Genomic DNA, 23,698 nt, shown 5'->3' on the forward strand with positions numbered 1-23,698 from the left:
CGCATGAGCCATCCACTCCATCCACTGCTACGCGTCGAGAACGTCGCCAAGCAATACCAGCGCGGCGTCTTCCGCAAGACCACGACCTTTTCATTGACCGCCGATTTCGAAGTGCACAAGCCCTGCGTGGTCGGTGTCATGGGCCCTAACGGCTCGGGCAAGACCACGCTGTTCGAGTTGATCACCGGCAGCAACCTGCCGAGCGCGGGCCGTGTGCTGGTCAACGGCCAGGACATCCACCAGGTACGCACGCGCGAGCGGGATCGCCTCGCCATTCACTACCACCAGTCCTACCAGGTGCGGTCTTTCCAGAAAACCAAACCCGACTTCATGTTGGAACACGCACAGAACGACTCGCCGCTGGTGCATCTGTTCGACGAACCGCAGTTCAATACGCAGGACGGCTACATCGGCTTCATGCTGGACTTCTTCGCCAAACTCAGGGCCAACGGCCGCCTGGTGTTTTTATGCCTGCATCCCAACGAGCCCTACCACGTCGACATCCTGCGGCAATGCTGCGAGCGTTTCATCTTTGTACAAAAAGGTGCGGTCAGCGAAGCGCCTGACTTCGACACGCTGGCGCACGACGAGAAGGTCAGGGCCTACCTGGGGGCGCTGGCGCCGGCAGCTTGATCCACGGCGCCGCACGCGGTTCAAATCAGGCTGTGTTTTCTGGCGCGGTAAGCCAGCTTCGCCCGCGTGGTCTTGAGCCGCCGCGCCGCCGCTGAGAGATTGCCCTGGCAGGCCGAGATGGCGCGTTCCAGCATGTCGCGCTCGGTTTGCTCCAGGGACCGCTGCGAAGCGGCGGTCCCTGCCGGCACGGGATGCGCGCCGGCCGGCGCCCCGTCGAAGTTCAAGGTGCCTGAACTGCCCTGCATCCGCAAGGTCATGACCTCGGTGCTCAAGGTCTCGCCGCCGGTGAACAGGTGGTGCACGTCGATCAAGCCGTCGGCATCGGCCATGATCACGGCGCGCTCGATCAGGTTTTGCAGTTCGCGGATGTTGCCGGGGAAGTCGTAGTTCAGCAGCGTGCGCACCGAGGCCTGCGTGAAGCCGCCGGTGTTGCAACCGTGTTTGCGCCGGTAGTGGTTCAGAAAATGGTTCATCAGCAGGGGAATGTCGTCGCGCCGCTCGCGCAGCGGCGGCAGGTGGATGGGGAACACATTGAGCCGGAAGAACAGGTCTTCGCGGAATCGGCCTTCACGCACGGCCTGGCGCAAGTCTTCATTGGTGGCGGCCACCACGCGCACGTCGACCGCGATGCCGCGCGTGCCGCCCACGCGTTCGACCTCGCCCTCCTGCAGGGCGCGTAGCAGCTTGCCCTGGGCCACAAAACTCAGCATGCCGATTTCGTCCAGGAACAGGGTGCCGCCGCTGGCCCGCTCAAAGCGGCCTGGCCGCGAATGGCTGGCCCCGGTGTAGGCGCCGCGCTCCACCCCGAACAGCTCGGACTCGATCAGGGTTTCCGGGATGGCCGCGCAGTTCACCGCGATAAACGGCAGCTCTTTGCGCGGGCTGATCCTGTGCAGCATGCTGGCAAACTTTTCTTTGCCCACGCCCGACTCGCCCGTGAACAGCACGGTGGCTGTCGTGCGCGCCACCCGGCTCAATTGATGGCAGGCCGCGTTAAAGGCCGATGAGGCCCCCACCATCGCGTCGCCGGCCGGCACGTCGCCGGTCGCCAGGTCGGCCGGGCCCGCTTCGCTGCGCGCATAGGCCGCGGTGTCGACAAACTCCCTGGCGTTCAGGTAGCGCATGTCTTCTTCGATGTTGTCCCACTTGTCGGCGGACTTGCCGACCACGCGGCATTGCGCCTGGCCCATGGACCGGCACATGGTTTCCCGGAAAACGATGAGGCGGCCGAACAGCGTGCTGACATAGCCCGTGGCGTAACCCACCTGCATCCAGCAGGCCGGGGAGCCGCCTATGCCGTAGGCGGCGATGTGTTCATCGTCTTCGCTGGAGTTGTGCCAGATGAATTCGCCTTCATAGCCGCTGGTGTCCGGGTCGTAGGTCACGCTGACCAATTCGACCTTCACCACGCCCTCCAGCGCGTGCAGGCGCGTGCCGGCCATGGCTGCAGCCGGCGGGTCGGCGTCGGGCCAGTGCTTGCGCACCAGCTGGGCATCGCGGGCGCCGCTGACATAACCGGCGCGGGTGAACAGGCCGCGGGCTTTTTCGATGCCCAGGCTGTCAATCATTTCGCGGCGCATGGAGCCCAGCGCCTCGGTGTGCAGCAGCACCATGCGCTGGTCCTGCAGCCAGATGCGCCCGTCGCCCGGCGAGAAGAACAGGCATTCGCTGATGTCAGCGATCGTCGGGTGCGTGTCACCGCCGATGTGCGTGCTGGCAAACCCGCCCATGGCTTTGGCCACCGACGCGCTGTCGAAGCTGCCCAGCGCGACACCGGTGGCCCGGGCCACCTCGGCCAGGGAAATGCGATCGGATACGCGCATGGCTTGCTCCTCAATTTGATCAATTGGTGAAATTTGATTCAACTTTATAACCATTTGATCAGAAAAGTATGGGTGATTTCCATGTGCTGCACCGCAGCAAACATACCTAGGGTATGTCCCGGGTTTCCCAGTGAAAAAACTTTGGGTGCAGCGCAGCAAGCGGACTCTTTCGCGCGGCGCTGGTACATGCATTGCGATACAGGAGCACGACGCGCCGATGTGGCGAGCTGATCAAACAACCGTAAGGACAAAAGCAAATGGGTGTATCCGACGCGATGGCATTTCTGGATTTTTCCGCGCTGACGCAAGCGCCGCTAGGCGGCGGGAAGCGCGACGTGGTCGAGCCGGCGACCGGGAAAGTGATGTGCACGGTGGGCATCGCCAATGCGGCGGACGTGGCCGCGGCCACGCGGGCGGCGGCCAACGTGCAAAAGCCCTGGGCCGCCCTGCCCCCGCGCGAGAGGGCCGACGTCTTCCGCCGCGCCGGCGCGCTGTTCCAGCAGCACTTCGACGAACTAGCGCTGTACGCCACGCGTGAGACCGGCGGCATATTGCCCAAGGGGCAGCATGAGATTCGCGAAGCCATCACCATCTGCCACCTGGCCGCCGCCATGCCCTTGCAGCCCCAGGGCCATGTGCTGCCCAGCGTGCCGGGGCGCACCAGCATCGCCCGCCGCGTGCCGCACGGCGTGGTGGGTGTCATCTCGCCCTTCAACTTTCCGCTGATCCTGACGCTGCGCGCGGTGGCCCCGGCGCTGGCTGCAGGCAATGCCGTGGTGATCAAGCCCGACACCCGCACGCCGGTGACCGGCGGCCTGATGATTGCGCGCATTTTTGCGGAGGCCGGCCTGCCCAGGGATTTGCTGCACGTGCTGCCCGGTGACGCTGAAGCCGGCGAAGCTTTGGTCACCGACCCGCTGGTGCCCATGATCGCCTTCACCGGCTCGCCCGCGGTGGGCAGGCGCATCGGCGAGCTCGCGGGCAAGCACCTCAAGAAGGTGTCGCTGGAACTCGGCGGCGCAAACTCGTTGATCATCCTGGACGACGCCGACCTGGACATCGCCGCGAGCAACGCCGCCTGGGCCGCCTACCTGCACCAGGGCCAGATCTGTATGGCCGCCAACCGCATCCTGGTGCACCAGGGCATCGCGGCCCCGCTGCTGCAGCGCCTGGTCGCCAAGGCCACGCACCTGCCGGTCGGCGACGGCGCCACAGGCCAGGTTGCGCTCGGGCCGCTGATCGATGCGCGCCAGCGCGATCGCGTGCATGCCATCGTGCAGGACAGCATCAAGGCCGGCGCGAAGCTGGAAGCCGGCGGAAGCTACGACGGCCTGTTCTACAAGCCGACGGTGCTGTCCGGCGTCAAGCCCGGCATGCGCGTGTTCGATGAAGAGACCTTCGGCCCGGTGGCCAACATCGTCACTTTCGGCAGTGACGAGGAAGCGGTCGCACTGGCCAACAACAACAGCGGCAGCCTGGCCTGCGCCGTCATCTCCCGCTCCGTGGGCCGCGCCATGGCCGTGGGGCAGCAGCTCAAGGCCGGCATGGTTCACATCAACGACCAGACCGTCAACGACGACTGCGTCAACCCTTTCGGCGGCCCCGGCATCGCGGGCAACGGCACCAGCGTGGGCGGCCCGTCCGACTGGGAGGAATACACGCAGTGGCAGTGGATGACCGTCAAGGACACCGCGCCCATGTTCCCGTTCTAACGGAACGCTTCGACTTTTCGGTTTTTTCGATTTTTTTGGCTCACCACATCAAGGAGACCTTCATGAATCCGCATACCCGGGAGGCTTTATGAGCCTGCAAGGCAAAACCATTGTCATCACCGGCACCTCGTCCGGCATCGGCGCCGAGGTGGCCAGGCTGGCGCGCTTCCAGGGCGCCACGGTCATCGGCATGGACCGCAACGATCCCAGCCTGACGCTGGGCGGCTTCATCAAGGCCGACCTCGGCACCGCCGCGGCCATCGATGCCGCCGTGGCCCAGTTGCCGGCGCAGGTTGACGCGCTGTGCAACATCGCCGGCGTACCCGGCACGGCTGACGGCGAGCTGGTGGCCCGCGTGAACTACCTGGGCCTGCGGCATCTGACGGAAAAGGTGCTGGCGCGCATGCCGCGCGGCGGCAGCATCGTCAACGTGGCGTCCATCCTGGGCGCCGAATGGCCGCAGCGGCTGGCCCTGCACAAGGAGCTGGTGGCAGCCAAAGGATTTGAAGCCGGCGCCGCATGGCTGCGCGGCCACCCGGTGCCGCAGGCGACCTGCTACCAGTACTTCAAGGAAGCCCTGATCGTCTGGAATGCCACGCAGTCGCAGGAGTGGTTCCTGGGCAAAGGCGTGCGCATGAACTGCGTGGCGCCCGGCCCGGTGTTCACACCCATCCTGGGCGACTTCGTGGCAATGCTGGGCCAGGAGCGCGTTCAAGCCGATGCGCATCGCATGCTGCGCCCTGGCTTTGCCGACGAAATCGCACCCGTCATCGCCTGGTTATGCAGCGACGCCGCGCGCTGGGTCAGCGGCGCCAACATTCCCGTTGATGGCGGCCTGGCCTCTACCTATATCTAACTACATCTAACGCTGACACGCCACGGGTGCGAGGGCACCCATCCCCCATTCACGTAACAACGACACATAACGAGGAGACATTCGATGAACAAGGTATTCACCCCCTTCAGGCCAGCCACGCTGGCCTTGGCCTGCGGCCTGGCTTGCGCACTGCCGGTCCACGCCCTGGAATTGGACAACGGCGACCCCGACACCAAAATCCGGCTGGACTTCACACCCAAGTACAGCCTGGCCTGGCGGCTGAAGGACCCGTCCGCACTGCTCACCTCGCCGGCCGCCCGCGGCGATGGCGGTGTGACCAATGAAAACGACGGCGACCTCAACTTCAAGAAGGGCCTGATCTCCAACCGCGCCGACCTGTTGACCGAATTTGACTACAGCCGCAGCAACTGGGGCCTGCGCATCAGTCACTCCGCCTGGTACGACTCGCAGTACCTTCGCGCCAATGCCAATGACGGCACGGCCGGCGTCAGCAACTTCGCCGGCCAGGCCGCCAACCAGTTCGTCCCGGCAACCCGGGAGCAGCATGGCCGTGGAGACGAATTCCTCGACGCCTTCGTCTGGGGCAAGGGATCCATCGGCAGCATGCCAGCCTCGATCCGCGTCGGCAAGCACGCGCTGCAGTATGGCGAGAGCGTGTTCTTCGGCCAGAACGGCATTGCCAACGCGCAAGGCCCGGTGGACATCGCAAAAATCGTCTCGGTGCCGAACTGGCAATTCAAGGAAGTACTGCTGCCGGTGGAGCAGATTTCCGGCACGCTGCAGGTGGCCGATGGCGTGACGCTGGGCGGCTACTACCAGCTCAAGTGGCGGCCCAGCAAGATTCCCGGGGTCGGCAGCTATTTTTCGAACCAGGACTACATAGGCGGCGGCCGTGTCTATCTCGGCGGGCCGGTGCTGCCCACCGACACCAGCCGCGACCAGAAGCCGGGCGACAGCGGCCAGTTCGGCGCCCAGTTGCGTTGGGCGCCGGCCGGCGGCAACTATGAGTTCGGCGTGTACGCGGCACGCTACAACGACAAGACCCCGGCCGTTCCGGTGTTCGACCTGATCAACGGCAATGTGCACAACGTCTACGCCAAGGGCATCAAGACTTTTGGTGCCAGCGTCACTTCGTCGATAGGACAGCTCAACTGGGCGTTGGAGGGCTCGGTGCGCACCGACGCGCCATTGGCCAGCGATCCCGCCGTGCTGGGCGGCGCACCCTTCATGCCACCAGTCAACTGCGACGGCTCGCCCTCCAACCCGTGCTATGCAACCGGCAAGACGGCGCACCTGAATCTGTCGGGCATTTACGTACTCAACAAGTCCAGCCTGTGGGACGGCGGCGCCCTGGTGGCCGAACTGGCCTGGAACCGGCTCATGAGCGTGACAAAAAACCCCAGCGCCGTTGGCTTTGGCGGGCTGGACCCGAACGCAACGCGGAACGCCGCGGCGTTCCGCATGATCTTTGAGCCGCAGTACTTCCAGGTGCTGCCGGGCCTGGACCTGTCCATCCCGCTGGGCCTGGGCTACAACTTCGGCGGCCGTTCCGCAGCCGTTATCAACTTTGCTGGCGGGGCCAGCCAAGCGGGCGACGTGAGCATAGGCATCAAGGGCAAATACCAGAACGTCTGGAACTTCGCCCTGAACTACACCGCCTTCTTCGGCAAGGAAAACACCCTGACCGTCACGGACCCCAGAACCCCCACCCGCATGCTGTCTTATGGGCAAACACTGAAAGACCGCAACTACGTTTCCTTCACCGCTTCCCGCACTTTCTGAAAAACATTACAGAGACAACCATCATGATGCAGACCGCAAAACTTTCATTGCTCGTGGCCGCCCTGCTGGCCGGCGCCATGTCCGCCCAGGCCGCTGTCACCGCCGAAGAGGCCGCCAAACTCAAATCCTCGCTGACGCCCATGGGCGCCGAGAAAGCCGGCAACAAGGAAGGCACCATTCCGCCGTGGGAAGGGGGCCTCGCCAAGGCCACCCCGGGCTACAAGAACGGCGACGCGCGGCCCGACCTCTACCCCAACGAAAAACCCATCCTGTCGATCAACGCCAAAAACATGGCGCAGCACGCCGACAAGCTGACCGACGGCGTGCAGGCCCTGATGAAGAAGTACCCCGACTTCCGCGTCGACGTGTACCCCACGCACCGCACCGCGGCGGCGCCGCAGTCGGTGTACGACAACACCTTCAGGAACGCCACCCGGGCCAAGACCATTGAAGGTGGCTACGGCATGGAAGGCGCTTTTGGCGGCACACCATTTCCGATTCCCAAAGACGGCTATGAAGCCATGTGGAACCAGCGCACAGCCTGGCGCGGCGGCAACTTTTCCATGCCGATGCGCGTGTGGGTGGTGACGTCCGATGGCAAGCGCACCATGGCCTCCGGCGGCACGCAAACCATACGCCAGGCCTTCTACGACAAGGACGGCACCGCCGAGAAGTTCGACGGCTATTACCAGTACGGCAAGCTGGTGGTCAACGCGCCGGGCTCCAAGGCGGGCGAAGCCATTCTCGCGCTCGACGGTGTTTCGGATGCCGCGCCGCGCGGCCTGTGGCAGTACCTGGTGGGCCAGCGCCGCGTGCGCAAAGCGCCTTCCGTGGCCTACGACACACCCGACTCGGTGACCTCCGGCATCGGTCTGTTCGACGAGGCCTTCACGCTGTTTGGCCCGATCGACAAGCACGAATTCAAGCTGGTGGGCAAGAAGGAAATCTACATTCCCTATAACAACAACCGCGCCGCCTCGGCCAAGATCGAAGACCTGGTGACGCCCAACACGCTGAACCCTGCGCAGGTACGCTGGGAGCTGCACCGGGTATGGGAAGTGGAAGCCACACTGGCTGCCGGCAAGCGCCACGTGGTGCCCAAGCGCAAGTACTACATCGACGAAGACTCCTGGCAGATCGCGCTGTTCGACGGCTGGGACGCCAAAGGCCAGCTCTGGCGCACCAACTACGCACTGATGCTGACGGCACCGGACATTCCGGCCGTGACCAACGTCGTGCTGTGGGGCGGCTATGACATGCAGACCGGCGCCTATTACCTGAACATGGCTTCCAACGAGCTGCCCAAGCAGTACGAAGTGCAGCCGCCGATTCCGCGCTCCTTCTTCAGCGCTGAATCGCTCGCCAGCGAAGGCGCTCGCTGATGACCGGAAGTGCCCAGCCTCGCGCTGCGCGGCGGGCAGCCCTGAGGGGGCTGCTCGGCTGGGTGGCCTCCGCTGCACTCCCCGCGTGGGCTGCCAACGGGCCCGCCGTGTTGTCACAGCCGGCGCTGGTCACGCCCAAGGCGTCAGGCGCGGCCACATTGGCCGTGACACGGGCCGGCACCCGGCTCGTGGCGGTGGGAGAGCGCGGCACGGTGTTGCTGTCGGATGACCATGGCGCCACCTGGCGACAGGCGCAGGTGCCTGTGCAAGCCACCTTGACGGCCGTGTGTTTCGCCGATGAACGCACCGGCTGGGCCGCAGGACACCTGGGCGTGATTTTGCGCAGCGTCGACGGCGGGGCCACCTGGGAAAAGCAGCTCGATGGCATCCAGGCGGCCGAGCTGGTGAAGCAGGCTGCGCAGCGCAGTGGCGACAGCCAGGCCATGGCGCAGGCAGAGCATCTGGTTGAAGAAGGTGCAGACAAACCATTTTTTGACCTGGAATTTGTGGATGCCCGGCGCGGCTTTGCCGTCGGTGCTTACAACCTGATTTTTGCTACCGAAGACGGCGGCAAGACATGGACCGCGTGGGGGCCGCGGCTGCCCAACCCGAAAGCCCTGCATCTGTACGGCGTGCGCGCCCACGGCCGCACGCTGGTGATCGCCGGTGAGCAGGGCTTGCTGCTGCGCTCAAGTGACGGCGGGGCCAGCTTTACCGCGTTGCAGTCACCGTACAAGGGCAGCTTTTTCGGCCTGCTGCGCACCCGAGGCGGCGCGCTGGTGGCCTACGGCCTGCGCGGCTCAGCCTATCGCTCGACAGACGAGGGCGTGCACTGGGACAAGCTCGACACCGGCGTGCCCATGGCGGTGGGAGCCGGCATGGCTTTGCCGGACGGCGGTTTTGTGCTGATGAGCCAGGCGGGCGACGCCCTGATGGGCACCGCAGGCGGGCCCGGCCTGCGGCGCATCCCGGCACGCGAGCCGGTTCCGGTTTCCGGCGTTGCCCTGGCGGCCGACGGCAGCCTGGTGCTGGCAAGCCTGCGTGGCATGCGGCACTTGCCCGCACTGCCGGCTAACTGAAAACAACGAAGAGACATACGCCGCCAACAGCGAAACTTTATGCACGCCGATTCCTCCTCCTCCGCTTCCTCTTCAGATACCCAGCCCGTCGTCGCGCGGCTTGAAGACTTTGACACGCGTTCGGGCACGCTGCTTGAGCGCGCTTTTTTCAATCACCGGCCCTGGGTCATGGCGGTGTGCCTGCTGCTGACCCTCGTGCTGGGCTGGCAGGCCACCAAGCTGCAGCTCAACGCCAGTTTTGAAAAAACCATTCCGACGGGCCACCCCTACATCGTCAACTACCTGGCCCACAAGGCCGATCTCGGCGGCCAGGCCAATGCGCTGCGGCTGGTGGTGGAGGCCCGGCAGGGCACGATCTTCGACAAGGCCTACCTCGATGCGCTGCAGAAGATCAACGACGAAATCTTCCTGCTGCCCGGCGTGGACCGGCCTTTCATGAAGTCGCTGTGGACATCCAACACCCGCTGGGTGGCCGTGACCGAAGAAGGCCTGGACGGCGGGCCGGTGATCCCCGATGCCTACGACGGCTCGCCTGCCAGCCTGGCCGGGCTGCGCGCCAACGTCGAGCGCTCGGGGGAAATCGGCCAGCTGGTGGCGGGCGACTTCAAGTCCAGCATCGTGTTTGTTCCCTTGCTGGACCGCAACCCGGACACCGGCAAGGCACTGGACTATGGCGATTTGTCACGCCAGATCGAAGTCCTGCGCGCCAAGCACGGCAGCGATGCGCTGCAGATCCGCGTCACCGGTTTCGCCAAGGTGGCTGGTGACCTGATCGAGGGCCTGCATCAGGTGTTGCTATTCTTCCTGCTGGCACTTGCCATCACCACCGCGGTTCTTTTTGCCTACACCCGCTGCGCCCGCAGCACCGCGCTGGTGGTGGCGTGTTCGGTGGTGGCGGTAGTCTGGCAGTTCGGCTTGCTGGCATTGCTGGGCTATGAGCTTGACCCCTATTCGGTTCTGGTGCCCTTCCTGGTGTTTGCCATCGGCATGAGCCACGGCGCACAAAAGATGAATGGCATCATGCAGGACATAGGCCGCGGCACGCACCGTGTGGTGGCGGCCCGCTATACCTTCCGGCGCCTGTTCGTCGCAGGCCTGACCGCCCTGCTCTGCGATGCTGTGGGCTTCGCGGTGCTGGTCATCATCCAGATCAAGGTCATCCAGGACCTGGCCCTGATTGCCAGCATCGGCGTGGCGGTTCTGATCTTCACCAACCTCGTGCTGCTGCCCATCCTGTTGTCTTATGCGGGTGTGGCCCCTGCTGCGGCGGCGCGCAGCCTGCGCCAGGAAGCATCACAGGGGGCGCAACGTTCATGGCTATGGGCCTTGCTGGACCATTTCACGCAAAAGCGCTGGGCCACGGCAGCAGTGGTCGTTGCGGCGCTCATGGCCGCAGGCGGCTATGCCATCAGCCTGCACTTGAAAATCGGCGACCTCGACCCCGGCGCGTCCGAGCTGCGGCCCGGCTCGCGCTACAACCAGGACAACGCCTACCAGATCGCCCACTACGCGGCCAGCGCCGACATCCTGACTGTGATGGTGACCACACCCGCGGATAAATGCACGGCCTACGGCACGCTGGCCAAGGTGGACGCCCTGGCCTGGCAGCTTGAACAATTGCCCGGGGTGGAGTCCACCAACTCGATGGCCGCGCTGTCCAAGCTGGCCATGGTGGGCTACAACGAAGGCAACTTCAAGTGGTTTGAGCTGCTCCCCAATGAAGGCGCCCTGGGCGGGGTGCAGACGCGCGCGCCGCGCGAACTCTTTAACCAGAGCTGCTCATTCCTCGCGCTGTACGTCTACCTGAAGGACCACAAGGCCGAAACCCTGGCGCGCGTGGTGGCCGATGTGGACCGCTTCGCTGCGATCAACAACACGCAGGACGTCACCTTCAAGCTGGCCGCGGGCAGCGCCGGCATTGATGCGGCGACCAATATCGTGGTGGGCAAGGCCATGCGCGAGATGCTGCTGTGGGTGTATGCAGCGGTGGTGATTTTGTGCTGGGTCACCTTTCGCTCCTGGCGTGCGGTGGTGGTGGCGGTACTGCCGCTGGTGCTGACCTCGATCCTTTGCGAGGCGCTGATGGTGGGCTTGGGCATGGGGGTGAAAGTTGCCACGCTGCCGGTGATTGCGCTGGGCGTGGGCATCGGCGTGGACTATGCCCTCTATGTGCTCAGCATCACGCTGGCCCGCATGCGGGAAGGCGCCAGCCTGTCCGAGGCCTACCACCACGCGCTGCAGTTCACCGGCCGCGTGGTCCTGCTCACCGGCATCACGCTGGCGCTAGCCGTTGGCACCTGGGCTTTTTCGCCCATCAAGTTCCAGGCCGACATGGGCATTTTGCTGGCCTTCATGTTTGTGTGGAACATGGTGGGGGCGCTGGTCCTGCTGCCCGCGCTGGGCTACTTCCTGCTGCGGCCGGCGGTGGCCCTGCCCATGCCGGTCAATGCACGAGTGCCGGTATGAGCCGGCGTAGCGACACACTGACCCGCCGCACGCGCAGGCTTCTTGGCACGGCGATGCTGCTGGGCGCGGCCGCGGCAAGCCATGCCGCGCCCGACACCCTGGTCGTCGGCCAGTCTCTGCCGCTCACCGGTGCGGGCTTTCCGGTCGCCAACCGCGTGCTGGCCGGCGCCCGCGCGCATGTGGAGCGCGTCAACGCGTCGGGCGGAATTGCCGGGCGACGCGTTGAACTGGTGACGCTGGATGACGGCGGTGACCCACGGCGTGTGGCGGCCAACCTGCGCATCCTGGTGGGCCAGCACAAGGCGGTGCTGATTGCCAATTGCCTCGGTGAACGGGCCTGCCTTGAGGCTGCCCAGGCCACGCGCGAACTTCGCGTGCCGCTGGTCGGCCCGATGTCGGGCGCGTCGGCTTTGCGTTCCCCCGATGTCCGCCATGTTTTCAGCCTGCGACCGGATGATGCGCGCGAGGCCGATGCACTGGTGCGCCAGCTGGCATCCATCGGCGTCACCCGGGTGGCGGTGCTGGCCGACGGTTCCGAACCGGCGCGCACCGAGGCGCTGGTGGCAGCCTTGCAACGCGACGGCCGGCAGGTCACACGCATCACCGCCGACGCGCGGCTGGCGTCCATCGAAGCGGCATTCCGCGACGTGGCCAAGGCCGCGCCGCAGGCCCTGGTCCTCAACCTGGGCAACGAGGTGCTGGATGCGCTGGGGCGGCTTCCGGCCTCAGCCTATGACAGCGTGCCGTCCACCGTCGCCACTTTGTCGACGGCGGGGCTGACGCAGCTGACACGGCTGTTCCGCAACCGGCTGGTGGGCTACACCAGCGTGGTGCCGAATCCCGAGGTGGCCCGCCTGCCCATCGTGCGCGAGCTCGAGCGCGATGCAGACGATTTCATCGGCCCCGAAGCTATGACCTTCGAAGGCCTGGAGTCCTACCTGAATCTGCGTGTCTGCACGGAGGCACTGCGCCGCGCCGGGCCCCGCGCCGACGGGCTGCGCCTCGGCGAGGCGATTGAAAGCCTTGGAGCACTGGACCTGGGCGGCTTCAGGCTCTCGTTCGGCCGGGAGCGGCACCACGCCTCGGACCATGTCGAGATCGGCATGCGCGCCCGCGACGGCAAATTGTTGCGATGAACACGTTACCCACCCATGAGGAGACTCTCGAATGAATGCTGTTGTGAAGCCGGTGCTGGAGACGGCCGATATGGACCCTGGCCTGGCCGGCTTTCTGGCCCAGGCCGCCGCGCAAGGCAATCCGCCGCTGGAAAGCCTGCCACCTGCCATCGCACGGCAGGTTTACCGCGAGCTGGCCGACACATTGGGTTTGCCGGCCCCGGCCATCGGGAAAGTGGATGACACCAGCTTTCCCGGTCCGGGCGGCCCCGTGCGCCTGCGCGTGTACAGCCCCGACACCATCGGCCCCTGGCCTGTGCTGCTGTATGCGCATGGCGGTGGTTTTGTAATCGGCGACCTGGAGACCCATGACAAGGTCTGCCGCACGCTGTGCCACCACACCGGCATGCTGGTCGTGGCGGTGGATTACCGGCTGGCGCCGGAGCACCCCTTCCCCGCCGCACCTGACGACGTCGAGGCCGCCTTGCGCTGGGTACTGGCAAATGCCTCTGCGTTGGGCGGCGACGCAAACCGTATCGCGGTGGCCGGCGACAGCGCCGGCGCACAGCTGGCACTGGTGGCATCACGGCGCGTGAACGCAAAAGCCGTTCGCGCGCTCGGCCTGATCTATCCGGTGACACAACACCCCAGCCAGCCCAGTGCCTCCTACCCGGAGAACGAAGGCAAATTTCTCAGCATGGGCGTGATGCAGTGGTTTATGGCCAGCTATCTCGGCAAGCAGGCCGGTGCGGACAAGCATCCTGACTTTGCCTTGCTGGACTCAGGGGGCCTGGCGAACCTTCCCGCCACCTGGGTGGCCACCATGGGCCACGACCCGTTGCGTGACGAAGGCCATGCCCTCGCACTGCGCGTGGCCTCGACCGGGGTGGAGGTGGCGCACCGGCACTACCCGGAGGCGATTCATGCCTGTATCCATTTCACTGCCGTATCGCCTGTCGGTTTGCGGGTCATGACGGACCTGGCGCAGTGGTTGCGCGCGCGGGTGTGAACCGCCTGCTCAATCCCGTCGATCACCTGCGGCACGCTTTTGCGCGAAAGCCACGTACCAGTCCAGGCAACCGGGGTTGGCCATCGCGTCGCGGTTCACCACCTTCTCCAGCGGCTGGCCCAGCAGCAGTTTCTTGATCGGCAATTCCTGCTTCTTTCCCGAGAGCGTGCGCGGAATTTCCGGCACGGCGAAGATGTCGTTGGGCACAAAGCGCGGCGACAGCGCGGTCTTGACGGCCTGGTTGAGTTTGGCTTTCATCGCGTCATCCAGCTCGTGGCCGGGACGCAGTACAACGAAGAGCGGCATGTAACTTTCACGGCCCAGGTATTCAAGGTCGACCACCATGGAGTCCAGCACTTCGGGCAGCGCCTCAATCGCGCTGTAAAGCTCGCTGGTGCCCATGCGCAGGCCGTGGCGGTTGATAGTGGCATCGCTGCGGCCATAGATGATGCAGCTGCCCGAGGGCGTAACCTTGAGCCAGTCGCCATGCCGCCACACGCCGGGGTAGGTGTCGAAGTAGCTCGCGAGGTAGCGTTGGTTGTCCTTGTCGCCAACGAAGTAAAGCGGCATGGACGGCAGCGGCTGCGTGCAGACCAGCTCACCGACTTCATCGACGACGGACTCGCCCTTGTCGTTCCAGGCCTCGACCGCGCAGCCGAGGATGCGGCATTGCATTTCGCCGGGAACCACGGGCAGTTCGCGGTTGCCGCCTATAAACGCACCGGCGAAATCAGTCCCGCCGGAAATATTGCACCACCATATCGGTGCCCCCACGCTTTTCACTTCGTGTAATACGCTGCCCCCCGAGGGGGCTGCCTGGCCTTGGGGCGGCCCGGCGGTCAGGCGTCTTCGGTTTTCCCGATCACGTAGCTTCTCGAACTGCGCGGTTCCCCATCGCTGCGTGTCCTCACTCAGCGGTGATCCCGTCGTGCCCAGCGTGCGCAGCCGGCTCAGGTCTCCGCACTGTGCGAGGTCAATGCCCGCCTTCATGCAGTTGGCAAAGAAGGCCGCGCCCGCTCCGAAGAAGGTAGCGCGGGTGTTGGCGACAAAGCGCCACAGTGTGGTCCAGTCAGGTGCGTCCTTGTTCGTGCCCGCCGGGTTGCCGTCGTAGATGCAACAGGTCGTGCCGTTAAGCAGGCTGGCGGCCTGCACGTTCCACATGATCCAGCCGGTGGAGCTGTACCAGTGAAATCGTTCCGGATTGGCCGGGTCGGCATAACTGGGTGCCAGGTCGTTGTGCAGGCGCAGCAGCGCCAGCCCCACCAAGGCCACGCCACCATGGCCGTGGACGATGGGTTTGGGCAAGCCGGTGGTGCCGCTGGAATAGACGATCCACAATGGGTGGTCAAACGGCAGCCAGAGTGGCTCGAAGGCCGCTGTTTGTGCATCGTTTCGGGCTGTGGCGCTTTGCAGGTATGCGCAACCAGCTATCAAATCAATAGCATTTGAATTGCCGGGCAGCACCTCGTGAAGGATCACGTGCGTGACGCTGGGCAACGCCGCAACCAGCTCCGCCACCACGCTGCGGCGGTCGATGTCCTTTCCGCCGTAGTGCACGCCGTTACAGGCAATCAGCACCTTGGGCTCAATCTGGCGAAAACGGTCCAGCACAGCGGGCGTGCCCATGTCGGGCGCGCACACGCTCCACACGGCGCCTATGCTGACCGTCGCGAGGAAGGCGACCATGGTCTCGGGCGTGTTGGGCAAGTAGGCGGCCACGCGGTCGCCGGGCTGTACGCCCTGCGCCTTCAGGTGCAAGGCCAGCGACGCCGACTGCCGGCGCATCTCGGCCCAACCCAGTTCCCGCGCTGCTTCGCCGTTCGCCAGGCTGGCTTCACCGTGACTGACGATGGCAGGCACGCCCGCCGCGTCGGCCGCGGCCGTGTGGCGGAACACCTGCTGCGCGTAGTTGCCCTGCGCACCGGGAAACCACTCAGCCCCCGGCATGCTGCGCCGGCCCAGCACGGCCGTGTGCGCGGTGGGCGACTGCAGTTCGAAGTAATCCCAGATGCTTTGCCAGAAGGCGTCGAGGTCGGTGACCGACCAGCGCCACAGCGCGTCATAGTTGTCGAATGACAGGCCGCGTGTGGCCTGCAGCCAGTTTTGGTACTTGCGTATCTGGAACATGGCCGTAACCATAAACCAGGACGAGGCGGATGCGACCCGGTGGTATCCCCGCCATGGCCTATATTGGCTGACTCCGCATGAAAGAAGTGCTCATTGAATAGCGCCCCCTGGATCATCTACTGCGACGGCAGCGCCGTGCCGAACCCTGGCCGTATGGGCCTGGGTGCAGTCGTTACCGGGCCGGACGGCAGCCGGCATCCGCTGTCTATCACCGCGGAAGGCCGAGGCTGCAACAACGAAGCGGAGTTGCGTGCGCTGATGGCGGCCATGCAGTACGCCGGGCAGCAGGGTGCAACGGCGCTGCTTGTTCACTGCGACAACAGCGTGGTGGTCCAGCAGCTGGCGGGAACTGCCACGGAGCCATTCCTGCGCCTGGCTCCGCTGTTCGAAGAGGTGCGCGCCGTGCTGCACTCCTTCGCGAGCGCGCGGCTGGTGTGGATACCTCGCCACCGCAACCGGGAGGCCGATACGCTGGCCCGGGCGGCGGTGGGGCTGATGCCCAAAGGCCCGACGCCAACGATCAGGCGTCGCCGTTAGCCGCAGGTGTGAATGCTTCGTTCCCGCGCGAAGCAAAGAAGTGCCGTAGCCGCGTACAAATGTGGATGTACCCGCATCACCCCGCACACCCTGCCCAGGAGCAACGCATGGCCAAAGAGATTATTCGCGTCGAGCCCCTTTCAACCTGGCTCGAGCGGTGGAAGGCGCCCACTTCGGTCATGACGCGCCATGGCGATACGGTCTATGTCTCTGGCCTTCCGCCGTTTGATCCCGCCACGGGTGAGGTCATCAATGCAAGCCTCGAACGCCAGACCGAGCTGGTGCTGGAGCAGATGAAGCTCTGCCTGGAAACAGCGGGTTCGTCGCTGGACCAGGTGCTGAAGTGCAACATCTATTGCACATCGGCCGAGAAATTTGCAACGGTCAATGCTATTTACGCCCGCTACTTTCCCCAGGATCCACCGGCCCGGATTTTCATCTGCGTGCCGGCATGGCCAGGGCACTTTGACATCGAGATCGATTGCGTCGCCGCCTGCTAGCCCTGCGCGGAAGACCCGAAACCCGTGAAGTGGTGAGGGGATTGCACTTTCGCACAATCGTGCTAATATTCGCCGCATGGACGCCAAAACCCAGAAAAGCGAAATGACCCGCGCCGCCATCATCGGCGCAGGCATTGACCTGGCTGCGGCGGAAGGTCTGGAAGCCATCACCTTGCAGGCTGTGGCCGACCGCATCAGTATTTCCAAGAGCGGCGTGTTTTCACGCATCGGCTCGCGCGAGGCTTTGCAGAAGGCCGTGATCGAAGAGTTCGGCCGGCGCTTCATTGCCGACGTGTTCGTGCCCGCCATGCAGCAGCCCAAGGGCCTGCCGCGGCTGGAAGCCATCGTGCAGCGCTGGATTGTGCGCACGCGCGATGTGGAAGCCAAGTCAGGCTGTATTTACACGGCGGGCGCCTTTGAGCTGGACGACCGCGAAGGCGAGCTGCGCGACCTGCTGTTCAGCGAGGTCACCCGCTGGCGCGCCACGTTGCGGCGCACCGTGCTGCAGGCCATGGAGGCCGGTCAACTGAAGGCCGACACCGATGCGGAACAGCTGGTCATGGAAATCAGCAGCATTGCCATGGGGATGTTTCACGATGCCCGTTTTCTACGCGATGCACGCGCGGCTGAACGGGCCCAGGCAGCCTGGGAGCGCCTGATCAAGAGCTACCAGACCGAGACAGTCACCAAAAAGTAAGAGACAAACTGGGCGGAAAGGGCAGCCATGCCATTTTCGATGTGTTGGCAAGTTTTAATTTCGCACGACTGTGCGGAGAAATGAGGAAATCATGTTGATCCTGATCATTGGCTTTGGCATTTATTTTGGCGTTCGCGCCGTGATGGCGGTGCAGGCTTCGCTGCGCACACTGCCGCGCAGCAATGAAGACTGGGTCTGGTACTGAAAACCGCGGAGACAGCAGACCATGACACGCACATCGCTCCAGGCCACCGCGGCCTTTTATAACGCCAGCCCCCTGACACGCATTTTCCGCTGGGGGCTGGGCGCTTCGCAGCAGCTCTGGCCGGCGCTGGCTGTGCGGGCGGCTTACCGCCTGTTCGGCACACCGCTGCCGCCCAAGTGGGTGAGTCGCCGCAGAAAGTGGAGCCCCGACTGGCACATTGAGCAATGGCCTTTTGAAGACGCCAGCGTGACGATGTACAGCCGCCCCGTCGCGCCTGCCGGCCCGGTGGTGCTGTTGGTGCACGGCTGGGGCGGACACGCCGGGCAGATGCTGGCGCTGGCGGAGGTCTTGAGCGCGCAAGGCTTGCGGCCCGTGATTGTTGAGATGCCGGCGCATGGCCGCAGCAGCGGCTCGGTCACCAACCTGCCGCAGTTTGCGCGCGTGCTCGAGTACGTGACCGCACGGCTGCAGCAACAGGGCCATACGCTGCGCGCGGTGGTGGCGCATTCGCTGTCGGCGAACGCCGGCGCTTATGCCGCCAGCCGCGGGCTGGCGGCCGGCCGGCTGGTGTTGCTGGCGCCGCCTGCCTCGCCGCTCGAATACACGCGGCTGTTCGCCCACGTATTCGGCCTGCGCGAATCCACGCGCGCGGCCATGCAGCGGCGCATCGAGGCGCGCGAAGGCATTTTGATGCCGCAGTTCGAGCCGGCGATGGTCGGCCCGCGCATCGCCCTGCCCACGCTGGTGGTGCATGACCGGCAGGACAGCATCAACCGCTTTGCCGACGGCGTGGCCTATAGCGAGGCGATCGCCGGCGCACGCCTGGTGGCCACCGAAGGCCTGGGCCATCGCAAAATCCTCAAGGATGATGAGGTGCTGCGCCAGGTTGCCGCTTTCCTGGCCTGAGCCAGGTACCTCTCCAGCGTGCCCGCCCTTGTGCGGCGCGCGCATTCCCCCTAGCATTGCCTCACTTTTACAACGAGGAGACATGATGGGAATGCTGGACTGGACAGAAAAAAGCAGCGCGGTATTGCAACAGGGCGGCGTCATCGGGCCCGACGAACGCCTGCCATGGCCGCAGACCGCGGTGATGGGCGTGCAGCACGTGATCGCGATGTTCGGTGCCACGGTGCTGGCACCCATCCTCATGGGCTTTGACCCCAACATCGCCATCCTGATGAGCGGCATCGGCACGCTGATTTTCTTCGTCATCACCGGCGGCAAGGTGCCCAGCTACCTGGGTTCGAGTTTTGCCTTCATCGGTGTGGTGATTGCCGCCACGGCCTACGCCGGCAAGGGGCCGAATGCCAACCTGGGCGTGGCCCTGGGCGGCATCATTGCCTGCGGCGTGGTGTATACGCTGATCGGCTTCATCGTGCAGTCCATCGGCACCGGCTGGATAGAACGTTTCATGCCGCCTGTGGTCACCGGCGCCGTGGTGGCGGTAATCGGCCTGAACCTGGCCAGCATTCCCATCAAGAATATGGCGGCCGGTAATTTCGATTCATGGATGCAGGTGGTGACGTTTGTGAGCGTCGCCCTGGTGGCCGTGATGACACGCGGCATGGTGCAGCGGCTGCTGATCCTGGTCGGCCTGATCGTGGCGAGCGTGATTTATGCAGTGCTGACCAACGGACTGGGCCTGGGCAAGCCGATGGACCTGTCGGGCATTGCCAATGCCGCCTGGGTCGGCCTGCCGGGCTTCACAGCACCGGTGTTCAGCGCCAATGCCATGCTGCTGATTGCGCCCGTCGCCATCATCCTGGTGGCGGAAAACCTCGGCCACATCAAGGCGGTGACGGCCATGACGGGCAAGAACCTCGATGTCTACATGGGCCGCGCCTTCATCGGCGACGGCGTGGCGACCATCGTCTCGGGCAGCGCGGGCGGCACCGGCGTGACGACTTACGCCGAGAACATCGGCGTGATGGCGGCGACCAAGATCTATTCCACCGCCGTCTTCGTGGTGGCGGCGCTGATCGCCGTCGTGCTGGGCTTCAGCCCCAAGTTCGGCGCGCTGATCCAGGCGATTCCGCTGCCGGTGATGGGCGGCGTGAGTATCGTGGTGTTCGGCCTCATCGCCGTGGCCGGCGCCAAGATCTGGGTCGACAACAAGGTGGACTTTTCGGACAACCGCAATTTGATTGTTGCCGCCATCACGCTGGTGCTCGGCACCGGTGACTTCACGCTGAAGTTCGGCCAGTTCGCACTGGGTGGCATCGGCACCGCGACCTTCGGCGCCATCCTGTTGTACGCCTTGCTGAGCCGCAAACCCTGATCAACGAATCGCTATCTATTTGATAGCTGCTTGCGCAAGTCCTGATTGGGCTTCAGCTTCCTTTTAATGCCAAGAGCCCCGGTTGACCCAACAACCGGGGCTTTTTTCTGGCTGGCGGCAACAGGCGCTGCCAGCCAGGATCAATGGTCCATCAGCCCAGGAAACGTCCACCTGCGCCGAGAACACCCAGTTCGACAAATTTCGAACCCGCGAACGGCGGCGCGGCATAGTCGACACTGAAACCGCCGAGGTCGAACTTCTGCAGGCCGGCCAGTGCGGTGCGCAGCTTGGCGCGCGTCAGGTCGCGGCCGGCGCGCTCCAGACCCGCGGCCATCACGTGGGTGTTGATGTAACTCTCCAGGCTGCCGAGCGAGAACTCCTGCTGGCCGATGGCGCGCATGGCGGCCTGGTACTCACGCACCACCTCGAGCCTGGCGCGATACGGGTCGGGGAACACCATGGTCAGCGCCAGGCCGGAACCGGCCGCGCCCAGCGCCTTGATGCCTTCGCCTGACAGCGTGACACTCAGGCCCGCGATGGGCAGCATGGGCGAAACTTTCTTCAGCGCGGCAATCACGCCGACCGAAGCCGAGCCGGCGGTCCCCAGCAGCACGGCGCCGGGCTTGCCCGCGACGACCTGGCTGACGACGTCGTTGAGGTTCTTGCCGTCGACGGCGAGCGCCACCTGCGCAGCGGCCTTCGCGCCCTGCGCCTGGAGTGCGCGATTGACGTCGGCCAGCACTTCCTTGCCGTAGTCGTTGTCCAGATAAACGACGGTAAGGTCCTTCATGCCCATGCTCACGAGCCGCTGCACCAGACGCTGGGTTTCGTCGGTGAAGCTGGCGCGCACGTGGAACACGTTGCGCATGCCGGGCTTGCGCAGCGACGAGGCGCCCGAGCGCGGCCCGACGTAAGGCAGGTTGGACTCTTCAATCACCGGCATGATGGCGGCGTTGTTGGGCGTGCCGACGCAGGACATCAGCGCAAAAATGCTGCCGTCACCGATCATCTTCTTGACGTTGTCGGCGCTGCGCTGCGGCACATAGGCATCGTCCATCATCTGGAACTGCAGCATGCGGCCATTCACGCCGCCCTTGGCGTTGATCTCGCCCATGGCGGCATCGACGCCCTGCTTCAACTCGGCGCCCACACCGGCCAGCGGGCCGCTGGTCGCGCCCGTGCTGCCGATGGTGATGGCCTTGGCCGTCAGGCCTTCCTGGGCGTAGGCGTTGCGGATGAAGGCAGGGGCGGCGGCAAGGGCAGCCATTTGAGGGGCAAACGAAAGGAAGCGGCGGCGAAGCATCGCAAATCTCCAAAAGGTGGGGTAGCCGTGAAGGCCAAAAGACAAGGCCGAGTGACCTTGCAGGGTAAAAACCGCTCGCCAACCGGCGCACAGCAGCGCGCCAGAAGGGCAAAGCAAATCATTTAGGATTAAATGATTCTAGGGGTAAACCCTTACCAATTGATGACAAAGCGCAGGCAGCTGTGAAATTGCCGGGGCATGGCCGGCTTATCGTCGGCCTGGCCGGTTTAGCCAGTTACTTGGCCTGGGGCTGGCCAGTAGCCCTGGCAAGGGCCGCCTTGGTTCTGGCGAGTTCGCGTTCCAGGTCGGCACGCTCGCCGATTTCCTGTTCCAGGGTTTCATTGACCTGCGCGAGGTCTTCAGCGGATTCCTGGATGCGGGTTTCGAGGGCGTCGGTTTTCTGCAGGGCCTGAGCCACTTCGCCGGCTTGCACATGCGGCGGGAGTTCCTGCTTGAGCACCGTATTGATCACCAGCAGCTCGGCGGCCGATTGCTCCACGGTGTCCTTGACGGCTTCGTTTTGCCCGAGCGCGCGCTCCAGGGGAGTCGATGCGGTGGTGGAAGCGGCAGACTGCTGCTGTGGCATATCGATGGCCTTATGGTCGGTTGATGCGGGTCGTTGAAACGTGGGTATCCGCAAAAAATGATGGTGTTGGCTTGCGCTGCTTCAGCGGGATTTTAACCACCTGCGGCAAATTCAGAGGGCCAGAAGCTCAGCATCGGATGTGGGTATTGACGGCAACCGGACCCGCCGGGCGCAGTTGATGGATCGGACCCTCAGCGCGATTTGGGCGGTGCGGCGGGTGCCTTGCCGCTGCGCGCCGCGCTGGCAGGCTGCGCCGGGCCCGGGCTGAAAATCTTGCCCAGTGTGGAGCCGATGCGGGCCCCAATGGCCGTGCCAACACCCGGCAGTACCGCAGTGCCCACCACGGCGCCCGCAATGGCGCCGCCCGACACGGAGAATTTGACGTTGTCGAGCGGGCCGCTGACCGTCAGCGGGATGCCCACTATGCCGTCCACCAGGTCAATGGCAAACTCGCCCGCGATCTGCCGGTTGGCAATTTTGGCGTCACCCGAGGCGGTGAGCGCACCGGAGCTGGCCCTCACGCCGGTGTAGGTCACCACCATACCCTCGGGCGTGTTCTGCGTGTCGAGCTGGCCCGTGATGGTGTCCAGCGGTGTCTGGCCGGCGTGTTCCTTGCCGGCCGTGCGCACGGCCTTTTCCAGGTCAAAGCGCAGCAGCATGGACTTGCCCACCGTAAAGGGGGTTTTGGTGTGCAACGACTGCGCCAGCTCGGCCACCGTGTCGCCGTTGGCCGACAGTGTGGTTTCGCCAGAGGCCCGACCTGCAACGACAGACCGGCGATTGAAAGCAGCCAATGCACTTTCAACTTCGATATCGCGGGGCTGCAGGGTGCCTTCGAGATGCATGCGCCCGTTGGCGCGAAACTCGAGCCGGACTTCCCCATCGGCCGTGCCGCCGCCCACCCGAATGCGTGTATCCCAGCGGTCTTCCTGGCCCTGGCGTGTCAGGCTCAGCTGGGTGGTGGGCTCGACATTGGGACGCCTCAGCGCGGCCTTGCGCGGACGCCAGCCGGGGTCAAAATCAACCTCGCCGTCATACACCACAGAGATGCCGCGGCGCGAGATCCAGGTCACGTCGTGAAACACAAAGCGCGCCAGCGGCAGTTCATCGCCGGCCATCTCGTCTTTTTTTTCACGCTGTTTCCCCAATCCGCGCAGCGACAGCTGGGGCACCACGGCACCTTCCAGATCGGCGCGGTCAATTTTCACGCGGCGTTGCCACAGGGCGAAGAGGTCCGGATAGACGGTGAGTTTTTTAATCAGGATCGGCTGGGGCTGTTCCGTGCTGGCCTCTTCAATCACCACCGCCGGCGAAGGCAGCAAACGCCAGTGCAATGCACCGACACGGACCTTGACGCCCAATTGCGCCTCAAGCTCGGTGGCAGCACGCTGCGCGAGTTCCTCGTCACTCGGCAACAGCCGGAGTGCGGCGAACCACAGCAAGCCGAGGGCCAGTGCGACACCCAGCAGCCCTGCCAGCCATTTGTGCGAACGTGTCATCGGCCCGATGGAGCCGGGCAGCCCCGGTCCCGGTAATCCAGGTTCATGTATTCCGTGTGTCTCATACGGCCAGCTTAAGCCTGGCCGCCGCTGCAGCCTACGCGACAAGGTGCCCAAGCGCTGTAGG

At 64.7% G+C, this 23,698-nt stretch carries 19 protein-coding genes; 14 read left to right on the plus strand and 5 right to left on the minus strand.

All coding sequences use genetic code 11. The features are described 5' to 3' along the window. The first annotated feature begins 3 nt into the window (after positions 1-3). The gene (locus ACXJKE_RS17220; protein WP_457281815.1) at positions 4-633 is read left to right on the plus strand and encodes an ATP-binding cassette domain-containing protein; all 630 of its coding nucleotides are present in this window, start codon (positions 4-6) and stop codon (positions 631-633) included. A 20-nt stretch (positions 634-653) separates the two neighbouring features. On the opposite strand, the gene ACXJKE_RS17225 is transcribed toward ACXJKE_RS17220, so the two are convergent. Next, the gene (locus tag ACXJKE_RS17225) at positions 654-2,456 is read right to left on the minus strand and encodes a sigma 54-interacting transcriptional regulator (RefSeq protein ID WP_457281816.1); all 1,803 of its coding nucleotides are present in this window, start codon (positions 2,454-2,456) and stop codon (positions 654-656) included. Positions 2,457-2,713: 257 nt separating this feature from the next. Here ACXJKE_RS17225 and ACXJKE_RS17230 point away from each other — a divergent pair, with 257 nt between their 5' ends. The 8 genes from ACXJKE_RS17230 to ACXJKE_RS17265 all read left to right on the plus strand — a co-directional run bounded on the left by ACXJKE_RS17230 (position 2,714) and on the right by ACXJKE_RS17265 (position 13,839). Continuing rightward, the gene (locus tag ACXJKE_RS17230; protein ID WP_457281817.1) at positions 2,714-4,168 is read left to right on the plus strand and encodes a benzaldehyde dehydrogenase; all 1,455 of its coding nucleotides are present in this window, start codon (positions 2,714-2,716) and stop codon (positions 4,166-4,168) included. A gap of 88 nt (positions 4,169-4,256) precedes the next feature. Then, the gene (locus ACXJKE_RS17235) at positions 4,257-5,024 is read left to right on the plus strand and encodes a coniferyl-alcohol dehydrogenase (protein ID WP_457281818.1); all 768 of its coding nucleotides are present in this window, start codon (positions 4,257-4,259) and stop codon (positions 5,022-5,024) included. Between the two features lie 84 nt (positions 5,025-5,108). Next, positions 5,109-6,788 carry a DUF1302 domain-containing protein gene (locus ACXJKE_RS17240; RefSeq protein ID WP_457281819.1) on the plus strand — a complete coding sequence of 560 codons (1,680 nt, stop codon included), beginning with the start codon at positions 5,109-5,111 and terminating at the stop codon, positions 6,786-6,788. A 23-nt stretch (positions 6,789-6,811) separates the two neighbouring features. Further along, entirely contained in the window at positions 6,812-8,170 is a 1,359-nt protein-coding gene (locus tag ACXJKE_RS17245; RefSeq protein ID WP_457281820.1) for a DUF1329 domain-containing protein, read from the plus strand. Further along, positions 8,170-9,249, plus strand: coding sequence for a WD40/YVTN/BNR-like repeat-containing protein (locus tag ACXJKE_RS17250; protein ID WP_457281821.1), 1,080 nt, complete (start codon positions 8,170-8,172; stop codon positions 9,247-9,249). Before ACXJKE_RS17245 ends, ACXJKE_RS17250 begins: the two co-directional genes overlap by 1 nt. A gap of 39 nt (positions 9,250-9,288) precedes the next feature. Continuing rightward, a complete protein-coding gene (locus tag ACXJKE_RS17255) occupies positions 9,289-11,715 on the plus strand; it encodes an efflux RND transporter permease subunit (protein WP_457281822.1) in 2,427 nt (808 codons plus the stop codon). Continuing rightward, positions 11,712-12,851, plus strand: coding sequence for an ABC transporter substrate-binding protein (locus ACXJKE_RS17260; RefSeq protein ID WP_457281823.1), 1,140 nt, complete (start codon positions 11,712-11,714; stop codon positions 12,849-12,851). Before ACXJKE_RS17255 ends, ACXJKE_RS17260 begins: the two co-directional genes overlap by 4 nt. A gap of 31 nt (positions 12,852-12,882) precedes the next feature. Next, complete coding sequence (locus ACXJKE_RS17265; protein ID WP_457281824.1) at positions 12,883-13,839, plus strand: alpha/beta hydrolase; 957 nt, start codon at positions 12,883-12,885, stop codon at positions 13,837-13,839. Between the two features lie 9 nt (positions 13,840-13,848). Here the strand turns inward: ACXJKE_RS17265 and ACXJKE_RS17270 are convergent, their stop codons facing one another. Further along, complete coding sequence (locus ACXJKE_RS17270; protein ID WP_457281825.1) at positions 13,849-15,966, minus strand: acetoacetate--CoA ligase; 2,118 nt, start codon at positions 15,964-15,966, stop codon at positions 13,849-13,851. A 93-nt stretch (positions 15,967-16,059) separates the two neighbouring features. Between ACXJKE_RS17270 and ACXJKE_RS17275 the strand changes: the two genes are divergently transcribed. The 5 genes from ACXJKE_RS17275 (at position 16,060) to ACXJKE_RS17295 (ending at position 20,183) form a co-directional block, all read left to right on the plus strand. After that, a complete protein-coding gene (locus ACXJKE_RS17275; protein ID WP_457281826.1) occupies positions 16,060-16,503 on the plus strand; it encodes a ribonuclease HI family protein in 444 nt (147 codons plus the stop codon). A 107-nt stretch (positions 16,504-16,610) separates the two neighbouring features. After that, a complete protein-coding gene (locus tag ACXJKE_RS17280) occupies positions 16,611-17,003 on the plus strand; it encodes a RidA family protein (RefSeq protein WP_457281827.1) in 393 nt (130 codons plus the stop codon). 76 nt (positions 17,004-17,079) lie between these two features. Further along, positions 17,080-17,700: a TetR/AcrR family transcriptional regulator gene (locus ACXJKE_RS17285; protein WP_457281828.1), complete on the plus strand. Its 621-nt coding sequence runs from the start codon at positions 17,080-17,082 to the stop codon at positions 17,698-17,700. 226 nt (positions 17,701-17,926) lie between these two features. Then, complete coding sequence (locus ACXJKE_RS17290) at positions 17,927-18,811, plus strand: alpha/beta hydrolase (protein ID WP_457281829.1); 885 nt, start codon at positions 17,927-17,929, stop codon at positions 18,809-18,811. An 85-nt stretch (positions 18,812-18,896) separates the two neighbouring features. Further along, on the plus strand, positions 18,897-20,183 hold the full coding sequence (locus ACXJKE_RS17295; RefSeq protein WP_457281830.1) for a solute carrier family 23 protein: 1,287 nt from the start codon (positions 18,897-18,899) through the stop codon (positions 20,181-20,183). A gap of 151 nt (positions 20,184-20,334) precedes the next feature. Here ACXJKE_RS17295 and ACXJKE_RS17300 read toward each other — a convergent pair whose 3' ends face one another. The 3 genes from ACXJKE_RS17300 to ACXJKE_RS17310 all read right to left on the minus strand — a co-directional run bounded on the left by ACXJKE_RS17300 (position 20,335) and on the right by ACXJKE_RS17310 (position 23,571). Further along, positions 20,335-21,486: an ABC transporter substrate-binding protein gene (locus ACXJKE_RS17300; RefSeq protein WP_457281831.1), complete on the minus strand. Its 1,152-nt coding sequence runs from the start codon at positions 21,484-21,486 to the stop codon at positions 20,335-20,337. A 235-nt stretch (positions 21,487-21,721) separates the two neighbouring features. After that, positions 21,722-22,072 carry a hypothetical protein gene (locus ACXJKE_RS17305; RefSeq protein WP_457281832.1) on the minus strand — a complete coding sequence of 117 codons (351 nt, stop codon included), beginning with the start codon at positions 22,070-22,072 and terminating at the stop codon, positions 21,722-21,724. Positions 22,073-22,263: 191 nt separating this feature from the next. Then, positions 22,264-23,571, minus strand: a complete 1,308-nt coding sequence (locus tag ACXJKE_RS17310; protein WP_457281833.1) for a hypothetical protein — start codon at positions 23,569-23,571, stop codon at positions 22,264-22,266. Positions 23,572-23,698: the final 127 nt, after the last annotated feature.

Source organism: Polaromonas sp. P5_D5, from assembly GCF_054049435.1.